General features: G+C 64.1%; 26 protein-coding genes. 13 read left to right on the top strand and 13 right to left on the bottom strand.

Annotation, left to right across the window (positions count from 1 at the left end; all coding sequences use genetic code 11):
• The first annotated feature begins 2 nt into the window (after nt 1-2).
• The 3 genes from ACFVTG_RS03670 (at nt 3) to ACFVTG_RS03660 (ending at nt 2,904) form a co-directional block, all read left to right on the top strand.
• Entirely contained in the window at nt 3-770 is a 768-nt protein-coding gene (locus ACFVTG_RS03670; RefSeq protein ID WP_390278060.1) for a ThuA domain-containing protein, read from the top strand.
• Nucleotides 767-1,900 carry a Gfo/Idh/MocA family protein gene (locus ACFVTG_RS03665; RefSeq protein WP_390278058.1) on the top strand — a complete coding sequence of 378 codons (1,134 nt, stop codon included), beginning with the start codon at nt 767-769 and terminating at the stop codon, nt 1,898-1,900. Before ACFVTG_RS03670 ends, ACFVTG_RS03665 begins: the two co-directional genes overlap by 4 nt.
• Nucleotides 1,901-2,067: 167 nt before the next feature.
• Nucleotides 2,068-2,904: an SGNH/GDSL hydrolase family protein gene (locus ACFVTG_RS03660; protein WP_390278056.1), complete on the top strand. Its 837-nt coding sequence runs from the start codon at nt 2,068-2,070 to the stop codon at nt 2,902-2,904.
• Nucleotides 2,905-2,944: 40 nt separating this feature from the next.
• Here ACFVTG_RS03660 and ACFVTG_RS03655 read toward each other — a convergent pair whose 3' ends face one another.
• Complete coding sequence (locus ACFVTG_RS03655; protein ID WP_390278054.1) at nt 2,945-3,538, bottom strand: GNAT family N-acetyltransferase; 594 nt, start codon at nt 3,536-3,538, stop codon at nt 2,945-2,947.
• 202 nt (nt 3,539-3,740) lie between these two features.
• Here ACFVTG_RS03655 and ACFVTG_RS03650 point away from each other — a divergent pair, with 202 nt between their 5' ends.
• Complete coding sequence (locus tag ACFVTG_RS03650; protein ID WP_390278052.1) at nt 3,741-4,685, top strand: endonuclease domain-containing protein; 945 nt, start codon at nt 3,741-3,743, stop codon at nt 4,683-4,685.
• A 145-nt stretch (nt 4,686-4,830) separates the two neighbouring features.
• On the opposite strand, the gene ACFVTG_RS03645 is transcribed toward ACFVTG_RS03650, so the two are convergent.
• The 5 genes from ACFVTG_RS03645 to ACFVTG_RS03625 all read right to left on the bottom strand — a co-directional run bounded on the left by ACFVTG_RS03645 (nt 4,831) and on the right by ACFVTG_RS03625 (nt 8,971).
• The gene (locus tag ACFVTG_RS03645; RefSeq protein ID WP_390278050.1) at nt 4,831-5,694 is read right to left on the bottom strand and encodes a 3-hydroxyacyl-CoA dehydrogenase family protein; all 864 of its coding nucleotides are present in this window, start codon (nt 5,692-5,694) and stop codon (nt 4,831-4,833) included.
• A gap of 2 nt (nt 5,695-5,696) precedes the next feature.
• A complete protein-coding gene (locus ACFVTG_RS03640) occupies nt 5,697-6,482 on the bottom strand; it encodes an enoyl-CoA hydratase/isomerase family protein (protein ID WP_390278048.1) in 786 nt (261 codons plus the stop codon).
• Entirely contained in the window at nt 6,482-7,705 is a 1,224-nt protein-coding gene (locus tag ACFVTG_RS03635) for a thiolase family protein (protein WP_390278046.1), read from the bottom strand. The genes ACFVTG_RS03640 and ACFVTG_RS03635 overlap by 1 nt, the downstream gene beginning before the upstream one ends.
• 148 nt (nt 7,706-7,853) lie before the next feature.
• Nucleotides 7,854-8,513: a pentapeptide repeat-containing protein gene (locus ACFVTG_RS03630; RefSeq protein WP_390278044.1), complete on the bottom strand. Its 660-nt coding sequence runs from the start codon at nt 8,511-8,513 to the stop codon at nt 7,854-7,856.
• The gene (locus tag ACFVTG_RS03625; RefSeq protein ID WP_390278042.1) at nt 8,513-8,971 is read right to left on the bottom strand and encodes an SRPBCC family protein; all 459 of its coding nucleotides are present in this window, start codon (nt 8,969-8,971) and stop codon (nt 8,513-8,515) included. Before ACFVTG_RS03625 ends, ACFVTG_RS03630 begins: the two co-directional genes overlap by 1 nt.
• Before the next feature lie 60 nt (nt 8,972-9,031).
• Between ACFVTG_RS03625 and ACFVTG_RS03620 the strand changes: the two genes are divergently transcribed.
• Complete coding sequence (locus tag ACFVTG_RS03620) at nt 9,032-9,772, top strand: dienelactone hydrolase family protein (protein ID WP_284753793.1); 741 nt, start codon at nt 9,032-9,034, stop codon at nt 9,770-9,772.
• Between the two features lie 108 nt (nt 9,773-9,880).
• On the opposite strand, the gene ACFVTG_RS03615 is transcribed toward ACFVTG_RS03620, so the two are convergent.
• Entirely contained in the window at nt 9,881-11,359 is a 1,479-nt protein-coding gene (locus tag ACFVTG_RS03615; RefSeq protein WP_390278040.1) for an amino acid permease, read from the bottom strand.
• 200 nt (nt 11,360-11,559) lie between these two features.
• Between ACFVTG_RS03615 and ACFVTG_RS03610 the strand changes: the two genes are divergently transcribed.
• The 5 genes from ACFVTG_RS03610 (at nt 11,560) to ACFVTG_RS03590 (ending at nt 15,868) form a co-directional block, all read left to right on the top strand.
• The gene (locus tag ACFVTG_RS03610; RefSeq protein WP_390278038.1) at nt 11,560-12,288 is read left to right on the top strand and encodes a CPBP family intramembrane glutamic endopeptidase; all 729 of its coding nucleotides are present in this window, start codon (nt 11,560-11,562) and stop codon (nt 12,286-12,288) included.
• Between the two features lie 67 nt (nt 12,289-12,355).
• A complete protein-coding gene (locus ACFVTG_RS03605) occupies nt 12,356-12,793 on the top strand; it encodes a VOC family protein (protein ID WP_390278036.1) in 438 nt (145 codons plus the stop codon).
• Nucleotides 12,794-12,814: 21 nt separating this feature from the next.
• Nucleotides 12,815-13,783, top strand: coding sequence for a 1,4-dihydroxy-2-naphthoyl-CoA synthase (locus ACFVTG_RS03600; protein WP_390278033.1), 969 nt, complete (start codon nt 12,815-12,817; stop codon nt 13,781-13,783).
• A 9-nt stretch (nt 13,784-13,792) separates the two neighbouring features.
• Nucleotides 13,793-14,926 carry an AMP-binding protein gene (locus tag ACFVTG_RS03595; RefSeq protein WP_390278031.1) on the top strand — a complete coding sequence of 378 codons (1,134 nt, stop codon included), beginning with the start codon at nt 13,793-13,795 and terminating at the stop codon, nt 14,924-14,926.
• 60 nt (nt 14,927-14,986) lie between these two features.
• The gene (locus ACFVTG_RS03590) at nt 14,987-15,868 is read left to right on the top strand and encodes a 1,4-dihydroxy-2-naphthoate polyprenyltransferase (protein WP_390278029.1); all 882 of its coding nucleotides are present in this window, start codon (nt 14,987-14,989) and stop codon (nt 15,866-15,868) included.
• 188 nt (nt 15,869-16,056) lie between these two features.
• On the opposite strand, the gene ACFVTG_RS03585 is transcribed toward ACFVTG_RS03590, so the two are convergent.
• Nucleotides 16,057-16,365, bottom strand: coding sequence for a DUF4229 domain-containing protein (locus ACFVTG_RS03585; protein ID WP_390278027.1), 309 nt, complete (start codon nt 16,363-16,365; stop codon nt 16,057-16,059).
• 81 nt (nt 16,366-16,446) lie between these two features.
• On the opposite strand from ACFVTG_RS03585, the gene ACFVTG_RS03580 reads away from it, so the two are divergent.
• On the top strand, nt 16,447-16,824 hold the full coding sequence (locus ACFVTG_RS03580) for a PLD nuclease N-terminal domain-containing protein (protein WP_284983379.1): 378 nt from the start codon (nt 16,447-16,449) through the stop codon (nt 16,822-16,824).
• Nucleotides 16,825-16,967: 143 nt separating this feature from the next.
• Here the strand turns inward: ACFVTG_RS03580 and ccsB are convergent, their stop codons facing one another.
• Genes ccsB through ACFVTG_RS03555 form a run of 5 tightly spaced genes read right to left on the bottom strand, consistent with a single transcriptional unit; the run spans nt 16,968 to nt 21,832 of the window.
• On the bottom strand, nt 16,968-18,032 hold the full coding sequence (gene ccsB, locus ACFVTG_RS03575; protein WP_390278024.1) for a c-type cytochrome biogenesis protein CcsB: 1,065 nt from the start codon (nt 18,030-18,032) through the stop codon (nt 16,968-16,970).
• Complete coding sequence (locus ACFVTG_RS03570) at nt 18,032-19,747, bottom strand: cytochrome c biogenesis protein ResB (protein ID WP_390278022.1); 1,716 nt, start codon at nt 19,745-19,747, stop codon at nt 18,032-18,034. The genes ccsB and ACFVTG_RS03570 overlap by 1 nt, the downstream gene beginning before the upstream one ends.
• Complete coding sequence (locus tag ACFVTG_RS03565; protein WP_284753809.1) at nt 19,747-20,502, bottom strand: cytochrome c biogenesis protein CcdA; 756 nt, start codon at nt 20,500-20,502, stop codon at nt 19,747-19,749. Before ACFVTG_RS03565 ends, ACFVTG_RS03570 begins: the two co-directional genes overlap by 1 nt.
• 14 nt (nt 20,503-20,516) lie before the next feature.
• Nucleotides 20,517-21,167 (bottom strand): TlpA family protein disulfide reductase, encoded by a 651-nt coding sequence (locus ACFVTG_RS03560; RefSeq protein WP_390278020.1) that lies wholly within the window; start codon nt 21,165-21,167, stop codon nt 20,517-20,519.
• Between the two features lie 2 nt (nt 21,168-21,169).
• Entirely contained in the window at nt 21,170-21,832 is a 663-nt protein-coding gene (locus ACFVTG_RS03555; protein WP_284753810.1) for a histidine phosphatase family protein, read from the bottom strand.
• Nucleotides 21,833-22,035: 203 nt separating this feature from the next.
• Here ACFVTG_RS03555 and ACFVTG_RS03550 point away from each other — a divergent pair, with 203 nt between their 5' ends.
• Both ACFVTG_RS03550 and ACFVTG_RS03545 read left to right on the top strand, forming a co-directional pair.
• Nucleotides 22,036-22,584 (top strand): YceI family protein, encoded by a 549-nt coding sequence (locus tag ACFVTG_RS03550; RefSeq protein ID WP_284753812.1) that lies wholly within the window; start codon nt 22,036-22,038, stop codon nt 22,582-22,584.
• Between the two features lie 200 nt (nt 22,585-22,784).
• Entirely contained in the window at nt 22,785-23,447 is a 663-nt protein-coding gene (locus ACFVTG_RS03545) for a hypothetical protein (protein ID WP_390278018.1), read from the top strand.
• The last annotated feature ends 217 nt before the right edge of the window (nt 23,448-23,664 follow it).

The following is a 23,664-nucleotide window of genomic DNA, read 5'->3' as shown; positions in this document are numbered from 1 at the left end:
CCATGTCTGAACCAATCCGCGTGACCGTGTGGAGCGAAAACCGGCACGAAAAGCGCGACGAACTGGTGGCCCACCTCTACCCGGAGGGCATGCACGGGGCCGTGAAGGCCGGCATCGAGGAGAACCTCGGCGACAAGGCCAGCGTCCGCACCGCCACCCTCGACGAGCCGGAGCACGGCCTCACCGAGGAAGTCCTCGCCATCACAGACGTCCTCACGTGGTGGGGGCACATGTCCCACGGTGATGTCGACGACGAGATCGTCGAGCGCGTGCACCGCCACGTCCTGTCCGGGATGGGCCTGATCGTCCTGCACTCCGGGCACTGGTCCAAGATCTTCACCAAGCTCATGGGCACCTCGTGCACGTTGCGCTGGCGCAGTGAGCAGGACCGCGAACTGGTCTGGACCGTGGACCCCACCCACCCCATCGCGAAGGGCGTGCCGCACCCCATTGTGATCGATCAGCAGGAAATGTACGGCGAATTCTTCGACATCCCCACCCCGGAGGAACTCGTGTTCATCAGTTCCTTCAGCGGCGGCGAAGTCTTCCGCTCGGGCTGCACCTTCCGCCGCGGCCACGGCAAGATCTTCTTCTTCAGCCCCGGCGACCAGGACTACCCGGTCTACCACCACAAGGACGTCCGCCGGGTCATCTCCAACGCCGTCGAATGGGCAGTCACCGACCGGCCAGAGCGCGCCTACCCCGAGCTGCTGCGCTATGAGACCAACGACTTCTTCAACGGCAAGAGCTACCAGGGAGCCAACGCATGAGCACCCCTTTCGCCACCATTCCCGACGACGGCACTCCCCTTCGCGTCGTCGTCGTCGGCGCCGGGGGCATGGGCCGCGCATGGCTCCGGACGGTGCAGGAGTCGCCACTCGTGGAACTCGCAGGCATCGTTGACCTGGATCTGGACGCCGCCCGCGCAGGCGCGGCGGCTATCGGGCGTCCCGATCTGCCGGTGGGCACCGGGACCGCGCAGTTGGCGTCCGACGTCGGCGCCCAAGCAGTCATCAACGTCACCGTTCCAGTGGCGCACCATCCAGTGACCACCGAGGCGCTGGCGGCGGGGCTCCCGGTGCTGGGCGAAAAGCCCGTGGCCTCGACGGTAGCCCAGGGGCTCTCGCTTGCGGCGGCGTCGGAGCTGAGCGGCCAACTGTTCATGGTCAGCCAGTCGCGCCGGTACAACAGGCAGCTTTTCGAGGCCAAACGCCTCGCCGCTTCTTTAGGCAGCGTGGGCATTGTCTCCGCCGAGTTCTTCAAGGGCCCGCATTTCGGGGGTTTCCGGGATGCGATGGACCACCCACTGCTCCTGGACATGGCCATCCATCAGTTCGACATGGCCCGATTCCTGCTCGACGCGGATCCTGTCTCGGTGTTCTGCGAGGAGTACAACCCGTCCTGGAGCTGGTACCGCGGCGATGCGGGGGCCACCGCCATCTTCGCAATGACCGGCGGGGAGCGCTTCGTGTTCACCGGAAGCTGGTGCAGCCCGGGCCAGGAGACCTCTTGGAACGCCGCGTGGCGGATCAGCGGCGAACACGGGACTGTCCTGTGGGACGGGGACAACGATCCTGAGTCCTCGCTGCCTCTTCCGTCCGAAGCCGGTTCGGAGGATCCGGGCCAGGAGATCGCCGGTTCATTGCGTGACTTCGTGGTGGCCCTGCGTACCGGAAGCACTCCCATGGGCCAGGTCCACCAGAACATCATGAGCCTGGCCATGGTGGAAGCGGCCATCCTCAGCGCTTCTACCGGCACCCGCGTTTCCGTTGATGCGCTGCTTGAGGAATCCTACGCACAGGCCGTCCTGACCGAACGCGACCCGGACGTGCTAGAGGTCCTTAAGTCCTGGACCTCGGTCCGCAGCGCCCTGGCCCCTCCCGCCCACCAACCCAACTGACTGACAGTTGTTGTCGTTTTGAAGGCTCAGAACGACAACAACTGTCGGCTAGTTTGGTTTTCGTAGTCGTGCGCGCGCAGCTCGCGTAGTCTGGCCGCAAGACTGCCGGGCCGGGGTAGCCCGCGCCGCCAAGCGGCACTGCAGATCGAGACGAGGGGATATCAATCATGCAAGCAGCTAATTCGCGACGCCGGTTTGGCCGCGTGGCGGGCGCCGTCGCCGCCGTCGTACTCCTGGCAGGGCTCGGAACTGGACCGGCACAGGCGAGCCCGACCGATGTCTATGTAGCCCTGGGCGATTCCTATGCCGCCGGGACGGGCGGCAGCAGTCCGGCTCCGGGCTCATTGCCGGGCTGCCATCAGAGCCTGGACAGCTACGCGGCCCTCTTGAACGGGCTGAACCTGGGCTGCTTCGGCGCCACGTCGCTTGCCGTCAAGGCAGGTCTGGACAATCTGTCGCCAGCCGACCCTGTTGCGATCGCCCTGGGGTCCGCTACTGAAGTCTCGGTCACTGTTGGCGGCAACGACGTCGGCACGGGAGCCGTGGCGGTGGCCTGCACCAGCGCCGATGCCCTCGCGTGCGCTTCGGCCGTGCAGGGCGTGGCGAATGCGCTGCCCGCGCTACCTGGCAACATCGTGGCCATGGTCCAGTCCATCCGGCAGAAGGCACCCCACGCCGAGATCGTGCTGACCGGCTACCCGCGCTTGTTCACTATCGGCCCCAAGATGCCTCCCGCGCAGAAAGAGTTGGCCACCACTCTGAACGGAATGGCTGACCAATTGAATGCGACAATCGCCGGCGCCGCTTCCGCCGCGGATGTGGGCTACGTAAGCGTGACGGAGCGGTTCATCGGGCACGGTATCGGTTCCAACAATCCGTGGATCCACTACACCCAGCCATCACCCCTGGATCCGCCTCAGCTCGCGTTGGAAAACTTCCATCCCAACGACGCCGGCTACTCCCAGGGCTACCGTACGGCGGTCAATAGCGCACTCAAGAAGTAACCGCCCCAGGCGCGCGGCCCCAGGCGCGGCCGGAGCGCGCTCAGGACCGCTTCGCGAGCCTGAACTCAAGGCCTGTGCGGACAGCCGGCCACTCGTGTTCGAGGATGGAGAACACCACGGTGTCGCGGAGCACCCCGTCCAACGTCCGCGAGTGGTTCCGCAGCACGCCGTCCTGCTTGGCACCCAACCGTGCGATTGCCTCGCGGGACTGGTGGTTGAGCCAGTGCGTGCGGAACTCGACGGCGGGACAGCCGAGAGTTTCGAAAGCGTGGCGAAGGAGCAGCAGCTTGGAATCGGGATTGCTGCCGCTGCCGTGCGCCGAGGCTGCGTTCCACGTGGAACCAATCTCGACGCGCGGGGTGGCGGCGTCGATGTTCATGTAGGTGGTCATGCCGATGAGCTTGCCGTTCGCCTTCAACCGGGTGGCGAACGGAAGCATGGATCCTTGCTCCTGCAGCCCGAGCCGACGGTCGATCTCCGCGGCCATGCCCTCCGGCGTCGGGACCGAGGTGTACCAAAGATTCCACAGCTCGCCGTCTTTGGCGGCATCCACAAGGCCGTCGTGGTGCTCGGGGCTGAGTGGTTCCAAGGTTACGAAGCGGCCATCCAGGGTCACGGGTGCAATGAGAGTCACGTGGTTAGCCTAACTGACCCAACTGGCTCGCATTTGTTGTCGTTTTGGCGGCTGTAAACGACATCAAGTGCGTGGGCCCACGCCGCCAGGGTTCCCTGGCCGAGCTTGCGAGGCGAGGGGGCGGTGGGGATCAGTTGGGGTGTCGGGGCAATTGCCTGTGGATAACTCAAAAAGGCGTTCCAGGATTTGCAACGATAAGGCGATGAGGACCCCGCAACCCTTGCCGACGCTGCTGGCGTGCGCCCCGTTCACCTTTCAAGAAGCGGTCGACGCCGGCGTGAGCCTCCGGCGGTTGCGGCACCGATCGCTCCCCTCGCCAAGCCGCGGCATCAGGATTCCGGATCGCGCATTGGTCCGGGGGCAGCCCAGGGACGTCCGTTTCGTCCGGCCTTTCACTGCGGTGACCGAGTTCTCGGCTGCCTCGCACGCCACAGCCTTCACCCTTTGGTCGTTCCCGGGGTTCCTTCCAGGCAGCGATGATCCGCGCATCCACATTTCGCGTCCGGACACCATGGCCATTCCTCGACGAACCGGGGTGGTTGGGCATGTGGGGCAGTTCTTCGACGACGAAATCACCAGTCTTGACGGTCTCTTGATCACCACCCGCACCCGGACGTGGCTTGATGTGTCCCGGAAGATGAGTGTGGATGAACTGACGGTCGTGGCCGACCATTTGGTGCGGATCCCTCGGCCGGAGTTTGAGGGCAGGGCAGAGCCGTACGCAACATTGGAACAACTGGCCGACATGCTGGACCGGCACAAAGGCACGCCTGGCATCCGGAAGGCACGCCTGGCCCTCGAACAGGCACGGATCGGCTCGGACTCGGCACCCGAAACCCGGCTCCGGCTGGCCCTCGAAAACGCCGGACTGCCCGAACCGCAACTGAACGTGGCCGCTGAGCTAGGCGCCGGCGTCGTACGTCAACCGGACCTGGCCTACCCGGAACACCGTGTGGCGGTCGAATACGACGGCGAGCCGCATTCCGAGCCGGCCCAGATAGTCCGGGACATCGCCCGCGAAGAGGATTTCGCCCGTGCCGGCTGGCACTTGGTGAGGATCTCCAAACGGCACATGGAGAACGACGCACGGTCCGCCGTCGCGAAAGTCCGTGCCGTGCTCCTCGACCGAGGCTGGACCCCCAAGTAGCAGTTCGACGCCCAAGTAGCTCGCAGTTGTTGTCGTTATCGAGCCTCAAAACGACATTAAGTGCGTGGGCCCACGCCGCCAGGGTTCCCTGGCCGAGCTTGCGAGGCGAGGGGGCGGTGGGGACTAGTTGGGTGGCCCGAAAAAGCTAGTCAGTCCAGTCGAAGAAACCCTTGCCGGTCTTGCGGCCCAGCTCGCCGCGGGCAACCTTGTCGCGCAGGATCTGCGGCGGGGCGAATCGCTCCCCCAGCGTCGAATGCAGGTACTCGGCGATGCCCAGGCGCACATCCAGGCCCACGATGTCGGTGGTGCGAAGCGGTCCCGTGGGGTGCTTGTAGCCGAGCACCATGGCGGCGTCGATGTCCTCCGCGGAGGCCACGCCTTCTTCAACCATGCGCATCGCCTCGAGTGCGATCGCCACGCCCAGCCGCGAGGAGGCAAAGCCGGGCACGTCATTGACGACGACGGCGGTCTTGCCGAGTGCCTCGGTCCAGCTTTTCGCCGTGGCGGCGAGCTCGGGTGAGGTCTCCTTGGCCAGGACCACTTCGATGAGCGTGGAAGCCGGGACAGGATTGAAGAAGTGCAGGCCCACGAAATTGGCCGGCCGCCGGAGCTGCGACGCGAGGCCGGTCACCGAAAGGGACGAAGTGTTGGAGGCCAGGAAGGCGTCCGCGGAGAGGTGTTCCTCCACGGCCTTGAGGGCTGCAACCTTGAGCTCGTAGTCTTCCGGCACAGCTTCCACCACGAGCCCGCAGTGGATGAAGGAGTCGTAGTCGGTGGAGGTGCTGAACCGGGCCAAGGCTTCGTCGGCGGTTTCCGTCAGCGTGCCACGGGCGGCGGACTTGGCCACCGCGTCAGCAACGCGACTCTGGGCGCCGGCCGCGGATTCGTGGTCGCGCTCGACGACGATCACGGTGGCGCCCTTGGTCAAGAAAGCATGGGCGATGCCGGCGCCCATGCGGCCACCGCCGAGGACACCGACGACATGCGGGATGGCGGGCGTTGCTGTCATTTTCAGGTCCTGTCTGGGTTGTCGCTGGATTGCTTGGCGCTCTTCTTGTCCAGGAACGCCTGCATGCGGTCGAACTTGGCTTGCGATTCGAAAAGCATGCCCTGCGCTAGGGTGTCGATCACGGGGTGCGCCTCGGCCGGAGCGTGGAACACGGACTTCGTGATGCGAACGGCCAGGGGATCCTGCCGGCCGATCCGGTCGGCAAGGTTATGGGCAGCTTCCATGAGCACGGGCGCTTCATGGATCTGGGTGATGAGGTTGATGCGAAGGGCTTCCTCGGCACGGAGTACGGCGCCCGCCATGAGGATTTCCTTGGCGATCGGCTCCCCCACGAGTTCCTTGAGGCGCCACGTGGCCCCGGCTGCGGCCATGATGCCCAGGCCGGTTTCCGGGTTGCCGATCCGCAGGCTAGGCGTGCCGATGCGGAAGTCAGCGGCGTAGGCGAGTTCGGCCCCGCCGCCTAGGCAATAGCCATCCAGGGCCGCGATGACGGGCATGGGCAGCTTCGCGATCCGCACGAAGATGGTGGAGTTGATGCCCCGCAGGGCGTCGTCGCGGCGGCGTTCCCTCAACTGGCCGATATCCGCACCTGACGCAAAGACGCCTTCGACGCCGGCAATAATCAGGATTTTCGGCTCGCGCTCAAGGTAATCGCACACCTTGTGGAGTTCGTCCACCATCTGCTGGTCGATCGCATTGCGGACCTCGGGCCGGTTCAGGAGGACGGTGACGCGGTCCGCGCGTTCCTCGATGAGCAACGTTCGGAATTCCTCGGGGTTCAACGCCATTACATGCCTTCCAGGAGGATGGCGGCGCCCTGCCCGACGCCGATACACATGGTCGCGAGGCCGATCTTCCGGTCGGCGCCGCCCAGCTCGCGTTCCATGCGGCCCAGCAAGGTGATAGCGATACGCGAGCCGCTGGAACCGAGCGGATGCCCCAGGGAGATCGCGCCGCCGTCGAGGTTCACGATGTCCGGATCGAGGCCCAGACGCCGCATGCTCGCGAGCGATTGCGTCGAGAAGGCTTCATTGAGTTCGACGGCGCCAAGGTCGCCGACCGTGAGTCCGGAACGGGCCAGGATCTTCTGGGAAGCCGGAACGGGGCCTATGCCCATGATTTCCGGTTCACAGCCGGCCGAGCCGCCGTCGATGATGCGCGCCCGCGGGGTGAGGCCGAACTTTTCGATGGCAGCCTCGGACGCAACGATGATTGCGGACGCGCCGTCGTTGAGCGAGGAGGAGTTGCCCGCCGTGACAACGGATCCGCCGGCAACCACTGGACGGAGCCCGGCGAGGACCTCCATGGTGGTTCCCTCGCGTGGGCCTTCGTCGGTGTCCACCACGGTCTCACCCTTACGGGTCTTCACGGTGACGGGCACGATCTCTTCCTTGAAGCGACCCCCGGCGATGGCAGCAAGGGCGCGTTCGTGGGAGCGGACGGCGAAGGCATCGGCATCCTCGCGGGAGATGCCGTCCACCCGGGCGACTTCCTCGGCAGTTTCCGGCATGGAATAGGTCATCTTGCCGCCGCGGGACAGCTCTCCCCTGGTGAACAGGGGGTTGGCGAAGCGCCAGCCGATGGATGTGTCGAAGATCTGCCCAGGCTTGGCGAAGGCAGTGGAGGGCTTCTCCTGCACCCAGGGGGCCCGGCTCATGGACTCGACGCCGCCCGCCACCACGATGTCCGCCGCACCGGCCTTGATCATGTGGCTGGCCATGATGATGGCGCTCATTCCGGAGGCGCACAGGCGATTGACCGTGATGCCGGGGATGTGGAGGGGCAGTCCCGCGAGAAGGGTTGCCATGCGGGCGACGTTGCGGTTTTCCTCACCGGCGCCATTGGCGTTGCCCAGGATGACTTCATCAATGGAGTCGGGGTCGACGCCGGCACGAGCCACGGCTTCGCGGACCACGAGGGCTGCCAGGTCATCAGGCCGGACCGCGGAAAGCGCACCGCCATACCGACCGACAGGGGTGCGGGCACCGCCAACAAGAAAAGCCTCGACCATGAGAACATCCTTCGCGAAGGGAGCGGGGTCGGCGAATAATTTACCGACCGTTCGTTCTATAAAGATTACACGGCGCCGCGCCACGGTCAACTGTCGCGCGATCAACCGTCACGTAGCCAACTCCCCGCATCGCGTGCCGCTGCCCCGCTCAGATCACCCGGATACCCAGGTGTCCGGCCAAAAGGGGTGCCAACAGGCTGAGCTGGTAATCATCGATGACCACGCCGGACAGTCCACCAAGTCCGTTGATCATCCGGAAGTCCGAGCCACGCAGGTCCACGTCCTTGAGCTTGGCCCCTGAGACATCCAGCGTCCCGATGGTGCAATCCTTGAGCACCATGCGCGTCGCGGTGCAGGCCCCGAGATCGAGCTCGTTGATGATGCAGCCCGTGATCACGACGTCCGTGAGTTTGGATCCACGCAGGTTCAGGAAGTCCAGCTTGCCGCCGTCGATCTTTACCGAATGCCAGGCTCCCTCGTACATTTCCGCCGAACCCCAGCGCGGGTTGCTGATCTCCACTTCACGCCACGAGGTGCGTGCAGCGGTAAACACCGGCGCGTAGGGCTCATTCAGGATGCAGTCCCGGAACGTCGCGCCGCGCAGCTGGGCTTCGTTGAAGGAGACTCCGTTGAATTCACACTCGATGAAATCCGCCCCGCTCAGCTCCGCTCCGTCGGCTACGGCACGGGTGAGGCGGACGCCGTCGTACCGTTCGCCGCGCCGGAAATCCGGGGATGGATCGTCGCGGAGCTCGTCAAGCCTGATCGGGGAAATCCGGGGCGCCGTCACCTTGGCGACCGCCGCCATCAGAGCGCCTCCGCTTTCGCCGCGATCTCCGCGAGATCCTTTGCGAGCGCCTTGCGCGTAATGCTCATCCCGAGCTTTCCGAAGGCGACCATCATGACCTTGCTGAAGAAAGTCGGCTTGAGGACCTCGGCGCCGAAGAACAACGCCAGTTCGGTCCCGCCGTCGCGCTCTTCGAGGGTGAAGCGGGTGGTGTAGTCCGCACCGCCCTGCCGGGCCTTGACCGTGGTCCCGCGCGGAGGATCGCACTGGGAAACGTACATTTCGACGGTTTCCTCCCTGCCCATCATGGCGCGGGTTTCCTTCCACCGCGTGCCCTCACCATAGGGTCCCTCGCTAAGCATCTGAATGGCTTTGACGCCGGAGAGCGTCTTGGCCGAGCCCGGAATATCGGAGATGACGGCCCACACTTTCTCCCGGGAGGCGTTGACGTGCTGGCTGAGAGTGGTGCTGTGGTCCATGCATCGAGCCTAACTGCGACCGCCGACAAAGACACTTGCGCGGTCTGGCAGGATTGCACCATGGTGCACATCGACTTGAGCGCGGACAGTGCGGCGGCAGGGGGTTCGCGGGCCCTGCAGGGGTACCTTGCCGAGCCCGACGGTGAGGGGCCGTTTCCCGGCGTCGTACTTATCCATGAAGCGTTCGGGCTCGACGATGTGATGCGCGGCCACGCGGACCGGCTCGCCGCGGCCGGTTACTTGACGCTCGCCGTCGACCTCTACAGCGACGGAGGCGCGAGGCGCTGCCTCGTGGCGACCATGCGCTCCCTGGGGTCGGGCACGGGCAGGGCATTCACGGATGTGTCCACGGCGCGGTCCTGGCTCCGCAACGATGCCCGGTGCACCGGAAAAGTGGGGGTCATCGGCTTCTGCATGGGAGGGGCGTTCGCCCTGCTCGCGGCCCATGACGACTTCGACGCCGCATCGGTCAACTATGGCCAATTGCCTCGGCACCTGGAGCAGGCTTTGGAAGGTGCATGCCCGGTGGTGGCCAACTACGGGGGCAAGGACCGGACGATGCCGGGAGCGGCGGCGAAGCTGGAGGCCGCGCTGACGAAACTCGGGATCGAGCACGACGTCAAGGAATTCCCGACGGCGGGCCACGCCTTCATGAACGACGTTCCGGTCGGGCCCCGGCCGCTGCGGCCATTGATGCGGGTGATGGGCATCAAACCCGATCCGGCTGCGGCCCCGGAAGCCTGGCAGCGTATCGAGGACCACTTCGCGAAGCACCTGAAGGGGTCATCAACTGCTCCGTAACTGCCGTTCTGAGCGCTCAAAACGGCAGTTACGGGGGCCCACGCCGGCGAGGGCCCCGGCCTGAGCTTGCGAAGGCTGGGAGCCGGTGGGGAGCAATGGATGCTGGGATTAGCTAAACAGCTCGCTCTTGGGTTCGTTGTTCTTGACCTTCTGCCAGCCGAGCCACAGCACCAGGGCGAAGAACGGGATGGTGGCCAAGGTCCAGAGGCCCAGGAGGAACACTTCGCCCGTGGCTTTGTCCGTCATGGTGTCCATGCCGATCAGGACGGTGATGGCCAACAGGGCAACCAGGCCGACCCAGCTGGTCCACGGCGAACCCGGCATGGGGAGGCTGGAGACGTTGCCCTTCTTCTTGCGCAGCGCGATCTGGCTCGCGAAGATCGAGCCCCACGTGAAGATGACACCGATCGAAGCGGTGTTCAGCGCGAGGTCGAAGGCGTGCGAGCCACCCAGCCAAATGTTCAGCAGGATGCCCACGAGGTACACGGCGCCGATTGCCAGGATGGCCGCGTACGGCACGTGGCGGGTGGACATCTTGGTGAGCCACTTGGGGGCATGTCCATTGTTGGCCATGGTGCGGAAGATGCGGCCGATCGAGTACAGGCCCGAGTTGCATGAGGACAGCGCGGCGGTGATGACGATCATGTTCATGACGTCGCCCATCCACGGCAAGCCCATCTGGCCGAAGACCGTGACGAACGGAGAGGTGCCTGCGTGGTACTGGTCCGAGGGCAGGAGCATCGCCAGCAGGGTGACGGAACCGACGTAGAAAACCACAATGCGGATCACGACGGCGCGGATCGCCTTGGGCACTTCGCGTTCCGGGTTCTGCATCTCGCCGGCGGTGATGCCGACCAGTTCGATGGCGTTGTACGCGAAGATCACAGCGTTGAGGACCAGGATCATCACCAGTCCGCCCTTGGGGAACATGCCGCCGTCGGCAGCGAAGAGATTCCCTACGGAAGCGTGGCCGGTGCCGACTTGCGCGTTCGTGACCACCATGAAGGTGCCCACGGCCAGGAAGATCAGGATCGCGGCAACCTTGAGGCAGGAAGCCCAGAATTCGAACTCACCGAAGGCCTTGACGCTGAACAGGTTCACGGCCACCAGCAGCACCAGTGCGGCGATGGCGGACAGTTCAACGGGAACGTTCGGGAAGAAGAACTGGAAATACAGGCCGATGGCGATGAGTTCGGCGATGCCCGTCATGGCCCAGTTGATGAAATACATCCAACCGGAGAGGAAAGCGCCCTTTTTGCCGAACATTTCACCGGCGTAGCTGACAAAGGAGCCGGAGGTCTGGCGGTACATGATCAGTTCGCCGAGGGCCCGCATCAGCAGGTAGGCGATGACGCCGGCGATGGCGTACGAGAAAATCAGGGCCGGCCCGGTGGAGGCGAGGCGTCCACCGGCGCCCATGAAGAGGCCGACGCCGATCGCGCCGCCCATCGCGATCATCGTGACGTGGCGGCGGCTCAGGGTCTTCTGGTAGCCCTCGGCGCTGAGGTTTTCGGAAGTTGTAGCGGTACTGGGCGCAGCCAGGGTTCCCGGCTCACGCTGAAGGTCGGTTGTGGTGTTTTGAGGCACAGCTGTTCCTTGTGGGTTGAGGAGATACCGGCCCTGGCTTCACGCGCATCGGCACAGGCAATTCGAACTTTCGGCCTGTTGGCACGTCGAATCAGTAGCGAAAACACGGAAGCGTCGAAGGTAAATCCGGCAAAACCATCGTACCCGGTGATTTCGGCGGAGCGTGACGCGGGCAACAAACAGGGCGCTACGCTGGACACATGGGCACCATTCCGCCAGCCGGCAGGCTATACCGTTTCACGGGCTTGGACGCTGCGGCTTTCGGACTCTATGTGTCATTGGCGGCTGTTCTGAGCCTCGCCACCGCCCCGGTGACGGCTTTCGTGCAGCGGGTCTTTCCCGACCCCGCAACCGCCGTCTACGCCATCAACCTCGCCTTCTACGCTTCGGTCGGCCTCTTCGCAGTTGCGGCTGCGTGGCGCGTCATAGCCCGGGACCTCCTGATACTTGCCACACGTCCGTGGTTCACGCTCGCCATGATTCCGTTGTCCATCGTGGCGATGCTGGTGATCACCGCCATCCTGGTAACAGTCACCGGCTCGGCCAAGGAGTCGCAGAACCAGCTGGGGCTCCAGTCCTTGGTCCTGCAACTGCCGGCCTGGTTCGTGGTGCCTTTGCTGGTGGTGGTGGGTCCTTTCGTCGAGGAATACCTGTTCCGGCACCTGCTCATCGGCAAGCTGTCCCGTCGCGTCAATATTTGGCTATGTTGCGTTCTGTCCGTGGTTTGTTTCGCCGCCATCCACGTGGTGGGACGTGAGGGCCTGGTGCTTCCGGCCTTGGCCCCTTACCTCGGGATGGGCGTCGTCTTGGTGGCCGTCTATGTCTGGACCGGAAAGAACGTGATGTTCTCCTACTTCGTCCACGCTGCCAAGAACCTGTTGGCCGTCGTGCTGATCTACGCGATCCCGCCGCAACTCCTGGGCGGCTAACCAACCCGGACTGGAACTGTCCGCTAGGCACTTCCGCGGCCACGCGCCGTCGTCGTAGGTTCAGTCCATGGCACTGAACTTTCAGGTAGTGATCGACTGCAAGAATCCGCATGACCTGGCCGATTGGTGGGCCGAAACGCTCGAGTGGATCGTGGAACCCCAGGACGAGGCGTTCATCCGGTCTATGGTGGATCAAGGCTTCGCCACGGAGGAAGAAACCACCATCCACAACGGCAAGCTCGTGTGGAAGGACGGAGCGGCCATCGGTCCGGAAGAAGACCAGGACAAAGACACGCGTCGCCGCTTCCTGTTCCAGACCGTTCCGGAGGACAAGACCGTCAAGAACCGCGTCCACTGGGACGTGCGCCTGAACGGACAGGACAAGGACGAGGTCCGCGCCGCCCTCGAAGCGCGGGGCGCGAAATACCTGTGGACGGCCAAGCAAGGGCCGCACGAATGGCACACCATGGCGGATCCCGAAGGCAACGAGTTCTGCATCAGCTAAGGGGATTACTAGACTCTGAGGGTGAGCAACGACTTCCCCGCCAAGGTATCCGACGTCTTTGACCCGTCGCGCTGGCGTACCGTGTCCGGTTTCGACGACTTCCAGGACATGACGTACCACCGGCAGGTCGAGCGGGACGCAGACGGCAAAGTAGCGAGGGACCTTCCTACAGTCAGGATCGCCTTCAACCGTCCGGAGGTCCGCAACGCCTTCCGCCCCGGCACCGTTGACGAGCTTTACCGCGCCATGGACCACGCCCGGATGACCCCGGATGTCGCCACTGTGCTCCTCACCGGAAACGGCCCCTCTCCCAAGGACGGCGGCCATTCCTTCTGTTCCGGCGGGGACCAGCGGATCCGCGGCCGCGACGGCTACCGGTACGTAGTACAAAAAACAGCAGACGGCGAGACGCAGGAGAGCATCGACCCTGCCCGGGCCGGCCGCCTGCACATCCTGGAAGTCCAGCGGCTCATGCGGACCATGCCCAAGGTGGTCATCGCCGTCGTGAACGGCTGGGCCGCCGGGGGCGGGCACTCACTGCACGTTGTCTCGGACCTCACTATCGCCTCCCGCGAGCACGGCAAGTTCAAGCAGACCGACGCCACTGTGGGAAGTTTCGACGCCGGCTACGGCTCGGCGCTGCTCGCCCGCCAGATCGGGCAGAAAGCCGCCCGCGAGATCTTCTTCCTTGCCCGTGAATATTCCGCGGAGGACATGGTCCGCATGGGTGCAGTGAACGAAGCCGTGGACCATGAGCGGCTCGAGGAAGTCGCCCTGGAGTATGCCGCGGACATCGCGCGCCAATCCCCGCAGGCCATCCGCATGCTCAAGTTCGCCTTCAACCTCGCCGACGACGGCCTGGCCGGCCAGCAGGTGTTCGCCGGCGAGGCCACGCGCCTGGCCTACATGACGGACGAAGCCGTGGAGGGCAAGGAAGCCTTCCTCGAGAAGCGCGATCCGGACTGGTCCAACTTCCCTTACTACTTCTAGGACTCGCCCGTGAACATCGATCCCGTTCTCAAAGCCCTGGCCGCCGCCCTCCACGACGAGGGACCCGCCGTCGAAATCATCACCCCGGAAGACGGCACCCCGGTGGCCGTCCCCGTTGAAACGCCCGGTTTCGAGGACGCCGCGGTGGTGGTCCGGACCTCCGGTTCCACCGGCACGCCCAAGGCCACGGTCCTTACGGTCGATGAGCTCGCTGCTTCTTCCATGGCCACTGCCATCGCGCTCCGGGGCGAGGGACAGTGGCTCCTGGCCCTGCCCCTGCAATACGTTGCAGGCGTCCAGGTGTTGGTCCGCTCGCTCTTCGCCGGCACGCGTCCGTGGGCCATGGACCTCTCGAATGGCTTCACTCCGGAGGCCTTCATCGCCGCCGCCGAAGAACTGACCGACAAGATCCGGTTCACGTCCTTGGTGCCCACCCAGCTGCAGCGGCTCCTGGACTCGCCCCCGCCGCAGACCCTCGCAGCCCTGCGCCGTTTCAACGCCATCCTCCTGGGCGGGGCACCTGCACCCGCCGCGCTGCTGGACGCCGCCAGGGAGGCCGGACTGAAGGTCGTGACTACCTATGGCTCGGCCGAGACGTGCGGCGGTTGCGTGTACGACGGAAGCCCGCTGGAGGGCGTCAGGGTGATTGTCGGCGACGACGGCCGGGTCCTCCTAGGCGGCGACACCGTGGCTTCCGGTTACCTGGACTCCCCCGACGCGACCGCCGAGGCATTCTTCGAGGAGGATGGCACCCGCTGGTACCGCACCAACGATCTCGGCGAGCTTGCCGATGACGGAACCCTCACAGTGTTGGGGCGCGCCGACGACGTCATCATCACCGGCGGCGTGAAAGCCTCCGCCGCGTTCATCCAGGCGGAGCTTGAAAAGTTCGACGGCGTCCAGGCGGCTTTCGTGGCCGGGGTGCCTTCCCGTGAGTGGGGCCAGGCGGTGGCCGCCTATGTTGCGGTCGAGGACAGTTCCCCGGAAGCCATCGCGGACTACAAGGCCCGCTGCCAGGAATCGCTAGGGACCCTCGCTCCCAAAACAGTGCTGACCACGGATGGCCTCATCATGCTCCCCAATGGAAAGCCTGACCGGCTGGCCATGATCGAGCTGCTCACCGAGGTGCATCAGGGAGAATAGACACGTCCTCCCTGACCGTCATTTGCCTTCCCCAACGCGAAACAACACGAGGTACTGAACGTGGCAACAGCTGCACAATGGATTCAAGGCGCCCGCCTGCGCACCCTGCCGGCCGCGATCGCGCCGGTGCTGATCGGCACAGCGGCCGCCTACGAGCTGCAATCTTTCCGGCTCTTGAATGCCATCCTCGCCGCCCTCGTGGCGCTGCTGCTGCAGATCGGTGTCAACTACGCCAACGACTACTCGGACGGCATCCGCGGCACCGATGAGGACCGGGTGGGTCCGCTCAGGCTGGTCGGTTCCGGCGCCGCACGACCGGACCACGTCAAATGGGCCGCGTTCGGTGCGTTCGGCCTGGCCATGATTTTCGGCCTGGTCCTGGTGATCATTACGCAGAGCTGGTGGCTGATCCTGGTGGGTATTGGCTGCGTCCTTGCTGCCTGGGGATACACCGGCGGCAAGAACCCGTACGGCTACATGGGCCTGGGCGACCTGTTCGTGTTTGTCTTCTTCGGCCTGGTGGCAACGCTGGGCACCACCTACACGCAGGCCGGGCAAGTGAGCCTTCCGGCGGTCATCGGCGCCATTGGAACAGGATTGATCGCCTGCGCCCTGCTGATGGCCAACAATGTGCGCGACATCCCCACGGATATGGCGGCGGGCAAGAGGACACTGGCCGTGCGGCTGGGCGACCGCCACGCCCGCGAGAGCTACGTCCTAATGCTGGCCCTCGCCATCCTGTTGGTGGTGGTGCTGGCGCCCACCAGGCCCTGGATGCTGATTGTGCTGCTCCTGATCCCCGCCTGCCTCATGCCGGCCTGGCTCATGGTCAACGGCCGCAAGCGCAAGAGCCTCATTCCCGTACTCAAGCAGACCGGAATGATCAACCTTGGCTACAGCGTGCTGTTCTCCCTGGGCCTCATCCTGAGCCACGGCTTCTAACGCCCGCTCACATATAGGCCGCTTTTCCCCAACCCTCGCTCACATATAGCCCGGTTTTCGCCAACCCTCGCTCACATGATGTGAGCGAAGGTCGACGGGAAGCCCCACATAGGTGAGCGAGCGTCCTCCCCCGAACCGTCGCTCACATATCGACCGGTTTTCCCGAACCCTCGCTCACAAATGAGCTTCTAGGCTTCTTTGGGGCGGCGGTCGTTCTCGACCTTTACCGCGGGGTTTTCATCGACCAGCCGGTCCTCGATCGAGGCGTCTTCAATCTCCAAGGCGGAGCGGATGGGCTTGGCCTTCCCGGAGAAACGTTCCCGCATGGCGGCAGTGGCGGCATCGCGCTGCTTCTTGAAAAACAGGTAGCTGATGGCGAACGCGATAAGGCCCGCGAAAACCGCCGCGAGCAACAAACCCGTCTGCAGGAGCGCGAAGAGGACGAAGAGCGGTACGAAGAGCGCCAGACGGATCAGGGAGTATTTGAGGAAAGCCACGGATCAAGTTTAGCCTCACAGCCTGATTGCACCCTGATCGCACAGCTATCGTTGGACCCGGCGGCGACTAGACTTGACGGTATGCTCCGCGTTGTTGCAGTTGTCGCCGTCCTGCTCGTGTTCGTCTATGGGCTGGTGGACGTCATTCGCACCGACCGCCGCTCTACCCGGGGAATTTCCAAAACCGCATGGATCGTGGTGATGATCCTGCTGCCCGTTCTCGGCGCGGTTCTCTGGTTCCTCATCGGCCGCCCCTACAACATCCGGCCCACCCCGCAGCCCGCGAGCCACCCCACTGCCCCCGACGACGACCCCGACTTTCTCCGCAACCTGGAGGTCCGCCGCCGCAACCAGGCCGAAGCCGAACGGCTAAAGAAGCTCAAGGCCGAGCTCGAAGCCAAGGAACGCAAGCTCAAGGGCGAATCCAAGGCCGACGACAGCGGCGACGTCAACAGCTGACAGAACCCGCGGCACGAGTGGGCTCCCTTCCTGACCTCTTTTGAAACGCGAACGACGGCGACACGCCCGCAAGTGCGGAGTGTCGCCGTCGTCGTCAATTCAAAAAGGGTCAGGACGGCACGGCGCCCTTCGGAAGAGCAGCCCTACTGCGAGAGACCCGAGTAAGAGTGCAGGCCGTTGAAGAATACGTTGACCACCGTGAAGTTGAAGATCACGCACAGGTAGCCCGCAATCGACAACCAGGCCGCGCGGGTTCCCGTCCAGCCTCGGGTGGCGCGTGCGTGCAGGTAGCCGGCGTAGACCACCCAGATCACGAAGGTCCAGACTTCCTTGGTGTCCCAGCCCCAGAAGCGGCCCCAGGCTTTCTCTGCCCAGATGGCGCCGAACATGAGGGTGAAGGTCCAGCCCACGAATCCCACGGTGTTGATGCGGTAGGACAGGTTTTCCAGGCTCAACGCGTTCGGTACGAGCCGCATGAAGCCCAGTTTGTCCACGCCGCCGGCCGCCAAGGTCTTCTGCCGGTGCGATTGCAGCAACTGGAGGGCTGACATGGCGAACGTCAGGGTGAACAGGGAAGCCGACATCACCGCGATGGAGACGTGGATGACCAGCCAGTAGCTTTGGAGTGCCGGAACCAAGTGGCCTACCGGCGTCCAGTACGTCACGGACGCGGCCACCATCATGATCACGGCAAGGCCCAGCACGAAGGTACCCAGGAAGCGAAGGTCACGGCGGATGAGCGAGAGCAGGAAGACCGCAACCACCAGGAAAGCGCCGGTGGTCAGGAACTCGTACATGTTGCCCCACGGCACGCGGCCTGCGCCGATCGCGCGGGTGATCACTCCGGCACCATGGATTGCCACGCCGATGATCGCGACCGCCACCGCCACGCGGGCGGGAATGCGGCGCTCGGCGGCGTACTTCATGTCACCGCCGGCGGTCTGGTTGACGGAGGTGACGGCCGACGTCGGGCGCTCAGTACGGCCGGCAGGTCCGCCGACGTCGTTTCCACCGGCACGCCCGGCGGCGACCGGAACCTTAACCTCGGCTGCCACGGAAGAGGCTGCCTTCAGGTCCACTGCCTTCAGCATTTTGCTGCTCTTGGCGAGGTCCCACGCGAAAGCGATGAACGCCACCGTGTAGGTGCCGGCCGCGAGCAGCATGAAAAGCTCGCTGTATTGGCCCATGGTTTCGTTGATGGGGAACATTACTGGTCCTTCGAGGTTGAGGAAGAAACGGTGTCGGTGGACTGCTCCGTGGTGAGCAGCCATTCTCGTTGCAGCAGTTCGCGGATCGCGGCAGCTTCGCCGGCCAGCCTGTGGTCCTCGCCGCGGGCAAGGAGACCGTACTCCACCATTGTGCGCCCGTCGTCGTGGGTTCCGGTCCGGACCCAGACGCGGCGGCGGTTCAGGTAGAGGGAAAGAATCAGTCCGGCGACCGCCAGCAAGGCGAACACGAGCGCAGTAGCCTGGCCCGGATTGTGGTGGATGTCGACGCCAACGTACTTCTTGACGCCGTCGAAAGTGATGCTGCCCTTGCCGTTAGGAAGCGTGTAGGTGCCTCCCGGGGCGAGCGCGATGGCCTTCTCGGCCATGCCGCGGCCATTGAGCGGGGTCAGCTTGGCTACGTCGAGCTCGAAGACGTTCTGCGGGGCGCCCTTGTTCAGGCCAAGGTCGCCGTAGTACGAGTTGAGGTTCAACTGCGGGTTGAAGAGTTCGGGATCGCCGCTGTAGGCGACACCCTTGTCCGTCACCATGGCCGTGGGCAGGAAGAACCCCGCGAAGCCGAGCTGATCGGGCTTGGCATCGGGAACCTTGATGACCACCGACGAGTAGTAGTTGTCACCCTGCAGCTTGGCCACGACAGGCCCCTGCATGGCTACGTTGCCGGCGCCGTCCCGGACAGTGACCACAGGAGCGTAGCCGTTGCCCGTCAGGTAAATGCTGGTATCGCCAAGCGACACGGGATCGTTGACCTTGAGGACCTGTTTCTTGGCGGGCGCGTCCGGGGTGTCCTTGGTGGTGACGTCCGCCGTGAAGTCGATGGGCTGGCCGAAGTGCGCCGACGATTCACGGTCGAATTTGACGTCGAACTTGTTCAGCTGGATGGAGTACGGCTGCAGCCAGCTGCTCTGGAAGTTGGTGCCGGGGCTGAATTGGTCGTAGCCCACCAAGGTGTTCACGAACGTATCGCCTTCCACCAGGATGCGCTGGCCGCTGTAGCCGAACAGCCCGCCGACCGCCACAGAAACCAGCACTCCGATCAGCGAAGCGTGGAACACGAGGTTTCCCACTTCCTTGAGGAAGCCGCGCTCGGCACCCAAGGAAGGCATGGCGGCGTCGACGTCGCGCACCTCCACGCGGTAGCCGCGCTTCTTCAGCACCGCAGCGGCGTCCGAAATAGCCTTCGACGCCGGGATCCCGGCGTCGGCGGGCAGCACGAGCGTGCCGTACTCCGGGAGGCGGGAGAGACGCTTCGGGGTCCGCGGCGGCTGGGAGCGCATTGCCTTGTAGTGGGCGATGGCCCGTGGCGTGACACAGCCGATCAGGGAGATGAACAGAAGAATGTAGATCGCCGAGAACCAGGCCGAGGAGTACACGTCGTAGAGCTGTACGGAGTCCAGGAGCTTGCCGTAGTCCGGGTGGTCGCTGATGTACTGCGTCACGATCGAAGGGTTCGCCGGGCGCTGCGGGAACAACGAGCCGGGAACGGCCGCGACGGCCAGGAGCAGCAGAAGGAACAGCGCTGTACGCATGCTGGTCAGCTGGGTCCAGGCCCAGCGCAGCATCCCTATGATCCCCAGGGTCGGCAGTGCCGCCTCAGCTTTGGCCTTATCAATGGCCTTGCCAGCTTCCTTGCCAGCTTTCGCGGATTCGCTGGTGGACTTGTTGGACTTCTTTTTACCTTGCACGGGCTCGCTCATCAGATCGGCAACTTCACATCGGTTTGGAACCAGTACTGCAGCCCGGTTACCCAGGCACTCCACACTCCAGTGGCCATCAGGAGTCCCAGGAGGATCAGGATGCCCCCGCCCATCCGCTGGATGGCGAGGCGGTGCTTGCGGAAAAAGGACATCACACCCATCCCCCGGCGGACTGCGAGGGCTATCAACAGGAAGGGAATGCCAAGGCCAAGACTATAGACAAACGCCAGGAGAGCCCCCTTCGCCGCGGACGATCCCCCGGAAAGGCTCAGCAACTGGACGGCGGAATAGGTGGGACCAATACAGGGCGCCCAGCCGAGTCCGAACGTGATGCCCAACAACGGCGCACCCCACAGCCCGGCAGGCGGCTTGGCATGGATTTTGGCGTCACGCTGCAACCACCCGAAGCCGCCCAGGAACACGACGCCCATGATGACCACCAGCACGCCGAGCAATTGCGTGATCCATGCGTTCTGCGGGCCGGTGATGAGGGTCCCCAATTGGCCGAAGGCGCCACCGAGCAGGACAAAAATCGCCGAGAATCCGAGGACGAACAGGCCGATTCCCGCGAGCATGCGCCCGCGCTTTTGTTTCTGGAGGTCGACGCCGCTCAGCCCGGTCACGTAGCCAAGGTAGCCCGGTACCAAGGGCAGGACGCACGGCGACAGGAAGGAAACGAGTCCGGCCAGCAAAGCCACAGGGATGGCCAGCAGCAAGGAACCGCTCAGGATGGTCTCGGCGAAAGGGCTATTCACGCTGTCCTGGCCACCTACTCGGCAACCGCGGTGGTGATGAGTGCCTTGAGGGTGCTCTTCTCGATCTCGCCCAGGACTCGGGCGGCAACCTTGCCTTCTTTGTCCAGGACCAGCGTGGTGGGCACCGCTCCCGGAGGCACAATGCCAGAGACGGACAGCAGTACGGCGCCGTCTTTGTCGTTGAAGCTGGGGTACGTGAGCTTGAACGTCTGGTCGAACGCGTCGGCCGTGGCCTTCTCGTCCCGGAGATTCACACCGTAGAACTGGACACCTTTGCTCTTGAACTCCTGGTGCAGTTCTTCAAGGATCGGCGCTTCAACCCGGCACGGCGCACACGCGGCGAACCAGAAGTTGAGGACGGTTACCTTGCCAAGCAGGTCCTGCGGGTTCACGGCAGTTCCGTCGAACAACGTGCCTTTGATCCCGACGGCGGCCTTACGGTCCGCTTTGGCGAATTCGGTCACCGAGCCGTCCCCGGCGACGTAGTTCTTGTTGTCGCCCGCTTTGGCTTGCTGGGCCAGGGCGTCTTCCTGGGCACAGGCGGATAGGCCCATGGTCAATGCAGAGAGTGCCACTCCCCCGACAGCAAGGAAGCTGCGGCGCGAAGTCAGGGCTGCGTTGATCTTCTGGCCGCTGGTCTTGCGGCTGGTGGTGTTGCGGTCCATTGTCATGCTCCGGGGGTCTTCGCGGCACCGGGCAGCAGCACGGCCGCGGGTTCGCTGTAGTCCACCCGCGCAACCTTGCCGTCGTCGAACACCAGGGACGTCAGTGACGTCAGCGTGCACTCGCGTTTGCGCGGATCGTGCCACAGGGGTCGGCCCTCCGCGCTGAGGCGCGTGGCGTAGATGGGGAGCTGGTGGCTGACGAGGATGGCTTCGGCCCCATCGCCGCCGAGTTCGATCGCTTTGAGCCGGGCATCCTCGACGGCGGCACGCATGCGGGTGACCTGGTCCTGGTAAGACTCGCCCCAGGACGGACGCAGCGGATTGCGGTACTCGAACCAGTGCTTGGGCTTGATGAATTCGGAGACGCCGGCCTTGAGCCCTTCGAAGTGGTTCTCGGCCTCGATAATCCGGGGGTCGGTGTGGATCTGGAGGTCCAATGCCTGGGAAGTGGGAAGGGCGGTTTCCTGGGCACGGGTCAACGGCGAAGAGACCAGGTGGACGATGTTCGCCCCCTGCGCGACGCGGGCAGCGAAGTGGTCCGCGAGCATCTTGGCCATCTCGCGGCCGCGTTCGGAGAGGTGGAATTCGGGCAGTCTGCCGTACAGAATGCCGTCGGGATTGTAGACCTCGCCATGGCGGAGCAGATGGACAGTTGCTTGGGGCATGTTTACCAGTTTCTCAAAGAAGGCGGGCGATCTGAAATCTTCTACGTTTCGTAGAACTGAAAGTTTCTTCAGAATGTTCCCTGAAGGTGGAATAAAAGATGCATTTGCATGTTTATACTTGACACAAGGTTCGGTTGACACTTCAACTAAGTACGACCGAACGCCCAGTGAAGCTACGACCACACCTTCCCAAGGAGAACCCCATGACTCTTCCCGCAAACGTCACCACCGGCGTCTGGACCCTCGACAACTCCCACAGCGAGATCGGCTTCACCGTCCGCCACGCAGGCATCAGCAAGGTCCGCGGCCAGTTCACCGAAGCCGAGGCCACCCTTGAACTCGGCAATGGGCTGACCGACTCCAAGGTCGCCGCAACCATCCAGACCGCCAGTTTCGACTCGGGCGACGCCAACCGCGACGGCCACGTCAAGGGCGAGGACTTCTTCGACGTGGAGAAGTTCCCGGAAATCACGTTTGTCTCCCGCCACGTCAAGGCCAACGGCGACAGCTTCGACCTCGTGGGCGATCTGACCATCAAGGGCGTCTCCAAAGAGGTCACCATCGAGACTGAGTTCAACGGCGTGGCCGTTGACCCGTTCGGCAACACCCGCGCAGGCGTCTCGGGTGAGACGACCATCAGCCGCAAGGAGTTCGGCCTGACCTGGAACGCAGTGCTCGAGGCCGGCGGTGTGTTGGTCAGCGACAAGGTTGTCATCAACCTGGAACTGGCTTTCATCGCACCCGCCGCCTAATCCACCGGACTCCTAATCCACCGGGTTTCCGGACTGAATGGCGTCTTCGGTGCTGCACACGATCCCCTGTGCAGCACCGGAGGCGCCATTTCGTTGCTTGCGGTGTCACCCGCCTATTGTTCGGGGAAAAGCCGATACTTAGCGGCGAATTAGCCAAGAATTTCCTATGAATCCTTAAACCTCAGGTCTAAAGTGATGCCATGAGTAACCCAAACGAAGCTCCTCAGCCTCAGCAGCCCGGAGCCCAGCCACCGCAGCCCGGCAATGTCCCTCCTGCGGGTTACCAGCCTCCGCAGGGATACCAAGCACCTCCTTCTTACCAAGCGCCTCCCTCCTACCCGCAGCCCGGCCCCGGATACCAGCAGCCCGGCCAACCCGCCTATGGCATGCCAACGGGCCCGAATAGCGCACCGCCGGCAGGGCTCGGCTACGCTGCGCCAGCGCGGAACACCTTTGGACTCGACTTCAACAACGTCGCGCAGCGCTTCCGGGACACCACGGGAGTGCCGCAGCAGTTGACCATCTCCTACTGGTTGTGGGTCGCGGCTGCCGCTTTGGGTGTTCTTGCCAGCTTCGCCAACATCTTCACGATGCGCGGCCTGTTCGGAGAGATGATGGTGGGCCCGGGTATTGTGGGCCTGATTTTCAGCCTGGTGTTCGCTGCCCTCTACATCTTCATTGCCATTCGCCTCAAGGAGGGCTCCCGCTGGGCACGGCTTGTCCTGACCATCCTGGGAGCGTTTGCGGTGATTTCCCTGCTGGTCCAGGTGGTTACCCTTAACCTCAACTTCATCGGATCGGCGGTAGCCGTCGCGGCTACGGTCTTGATGTGGCTTCCGGAGTCCCGGAAGCACTTCGTATAGGAACAACGCAGCACATATGGCTGAAGGCCGCGGCAGGTCCCGAGAGGACCCCGCGGCCTTCCCTTTGTCCCCGCGCGATTCGCGGGAGATCCGCCGAACCTTGTTCAGCGAGAATTCTTACCGCGAATCATCACCAGCACTGTGCCTCCGGGGTACGGTGGAATTAAGCCGAGCTGGGGGCAGGGCACGTTGCACCCGGCAGCCGTATCTGCAGTCG

The organism is Arthrobacter sp. NPDC058127, from assembly GCF_042884555.1.
Lineage (GTDB): Bacteria > Actinomycetota > Actinomycetes > Actinomycetales > Micrococcaceae > Arthrobacter.
Note: the sequence above shows the minus strand (reverse complement) of the source record. Positions and strands in the feature narration are given on the sequence as shown.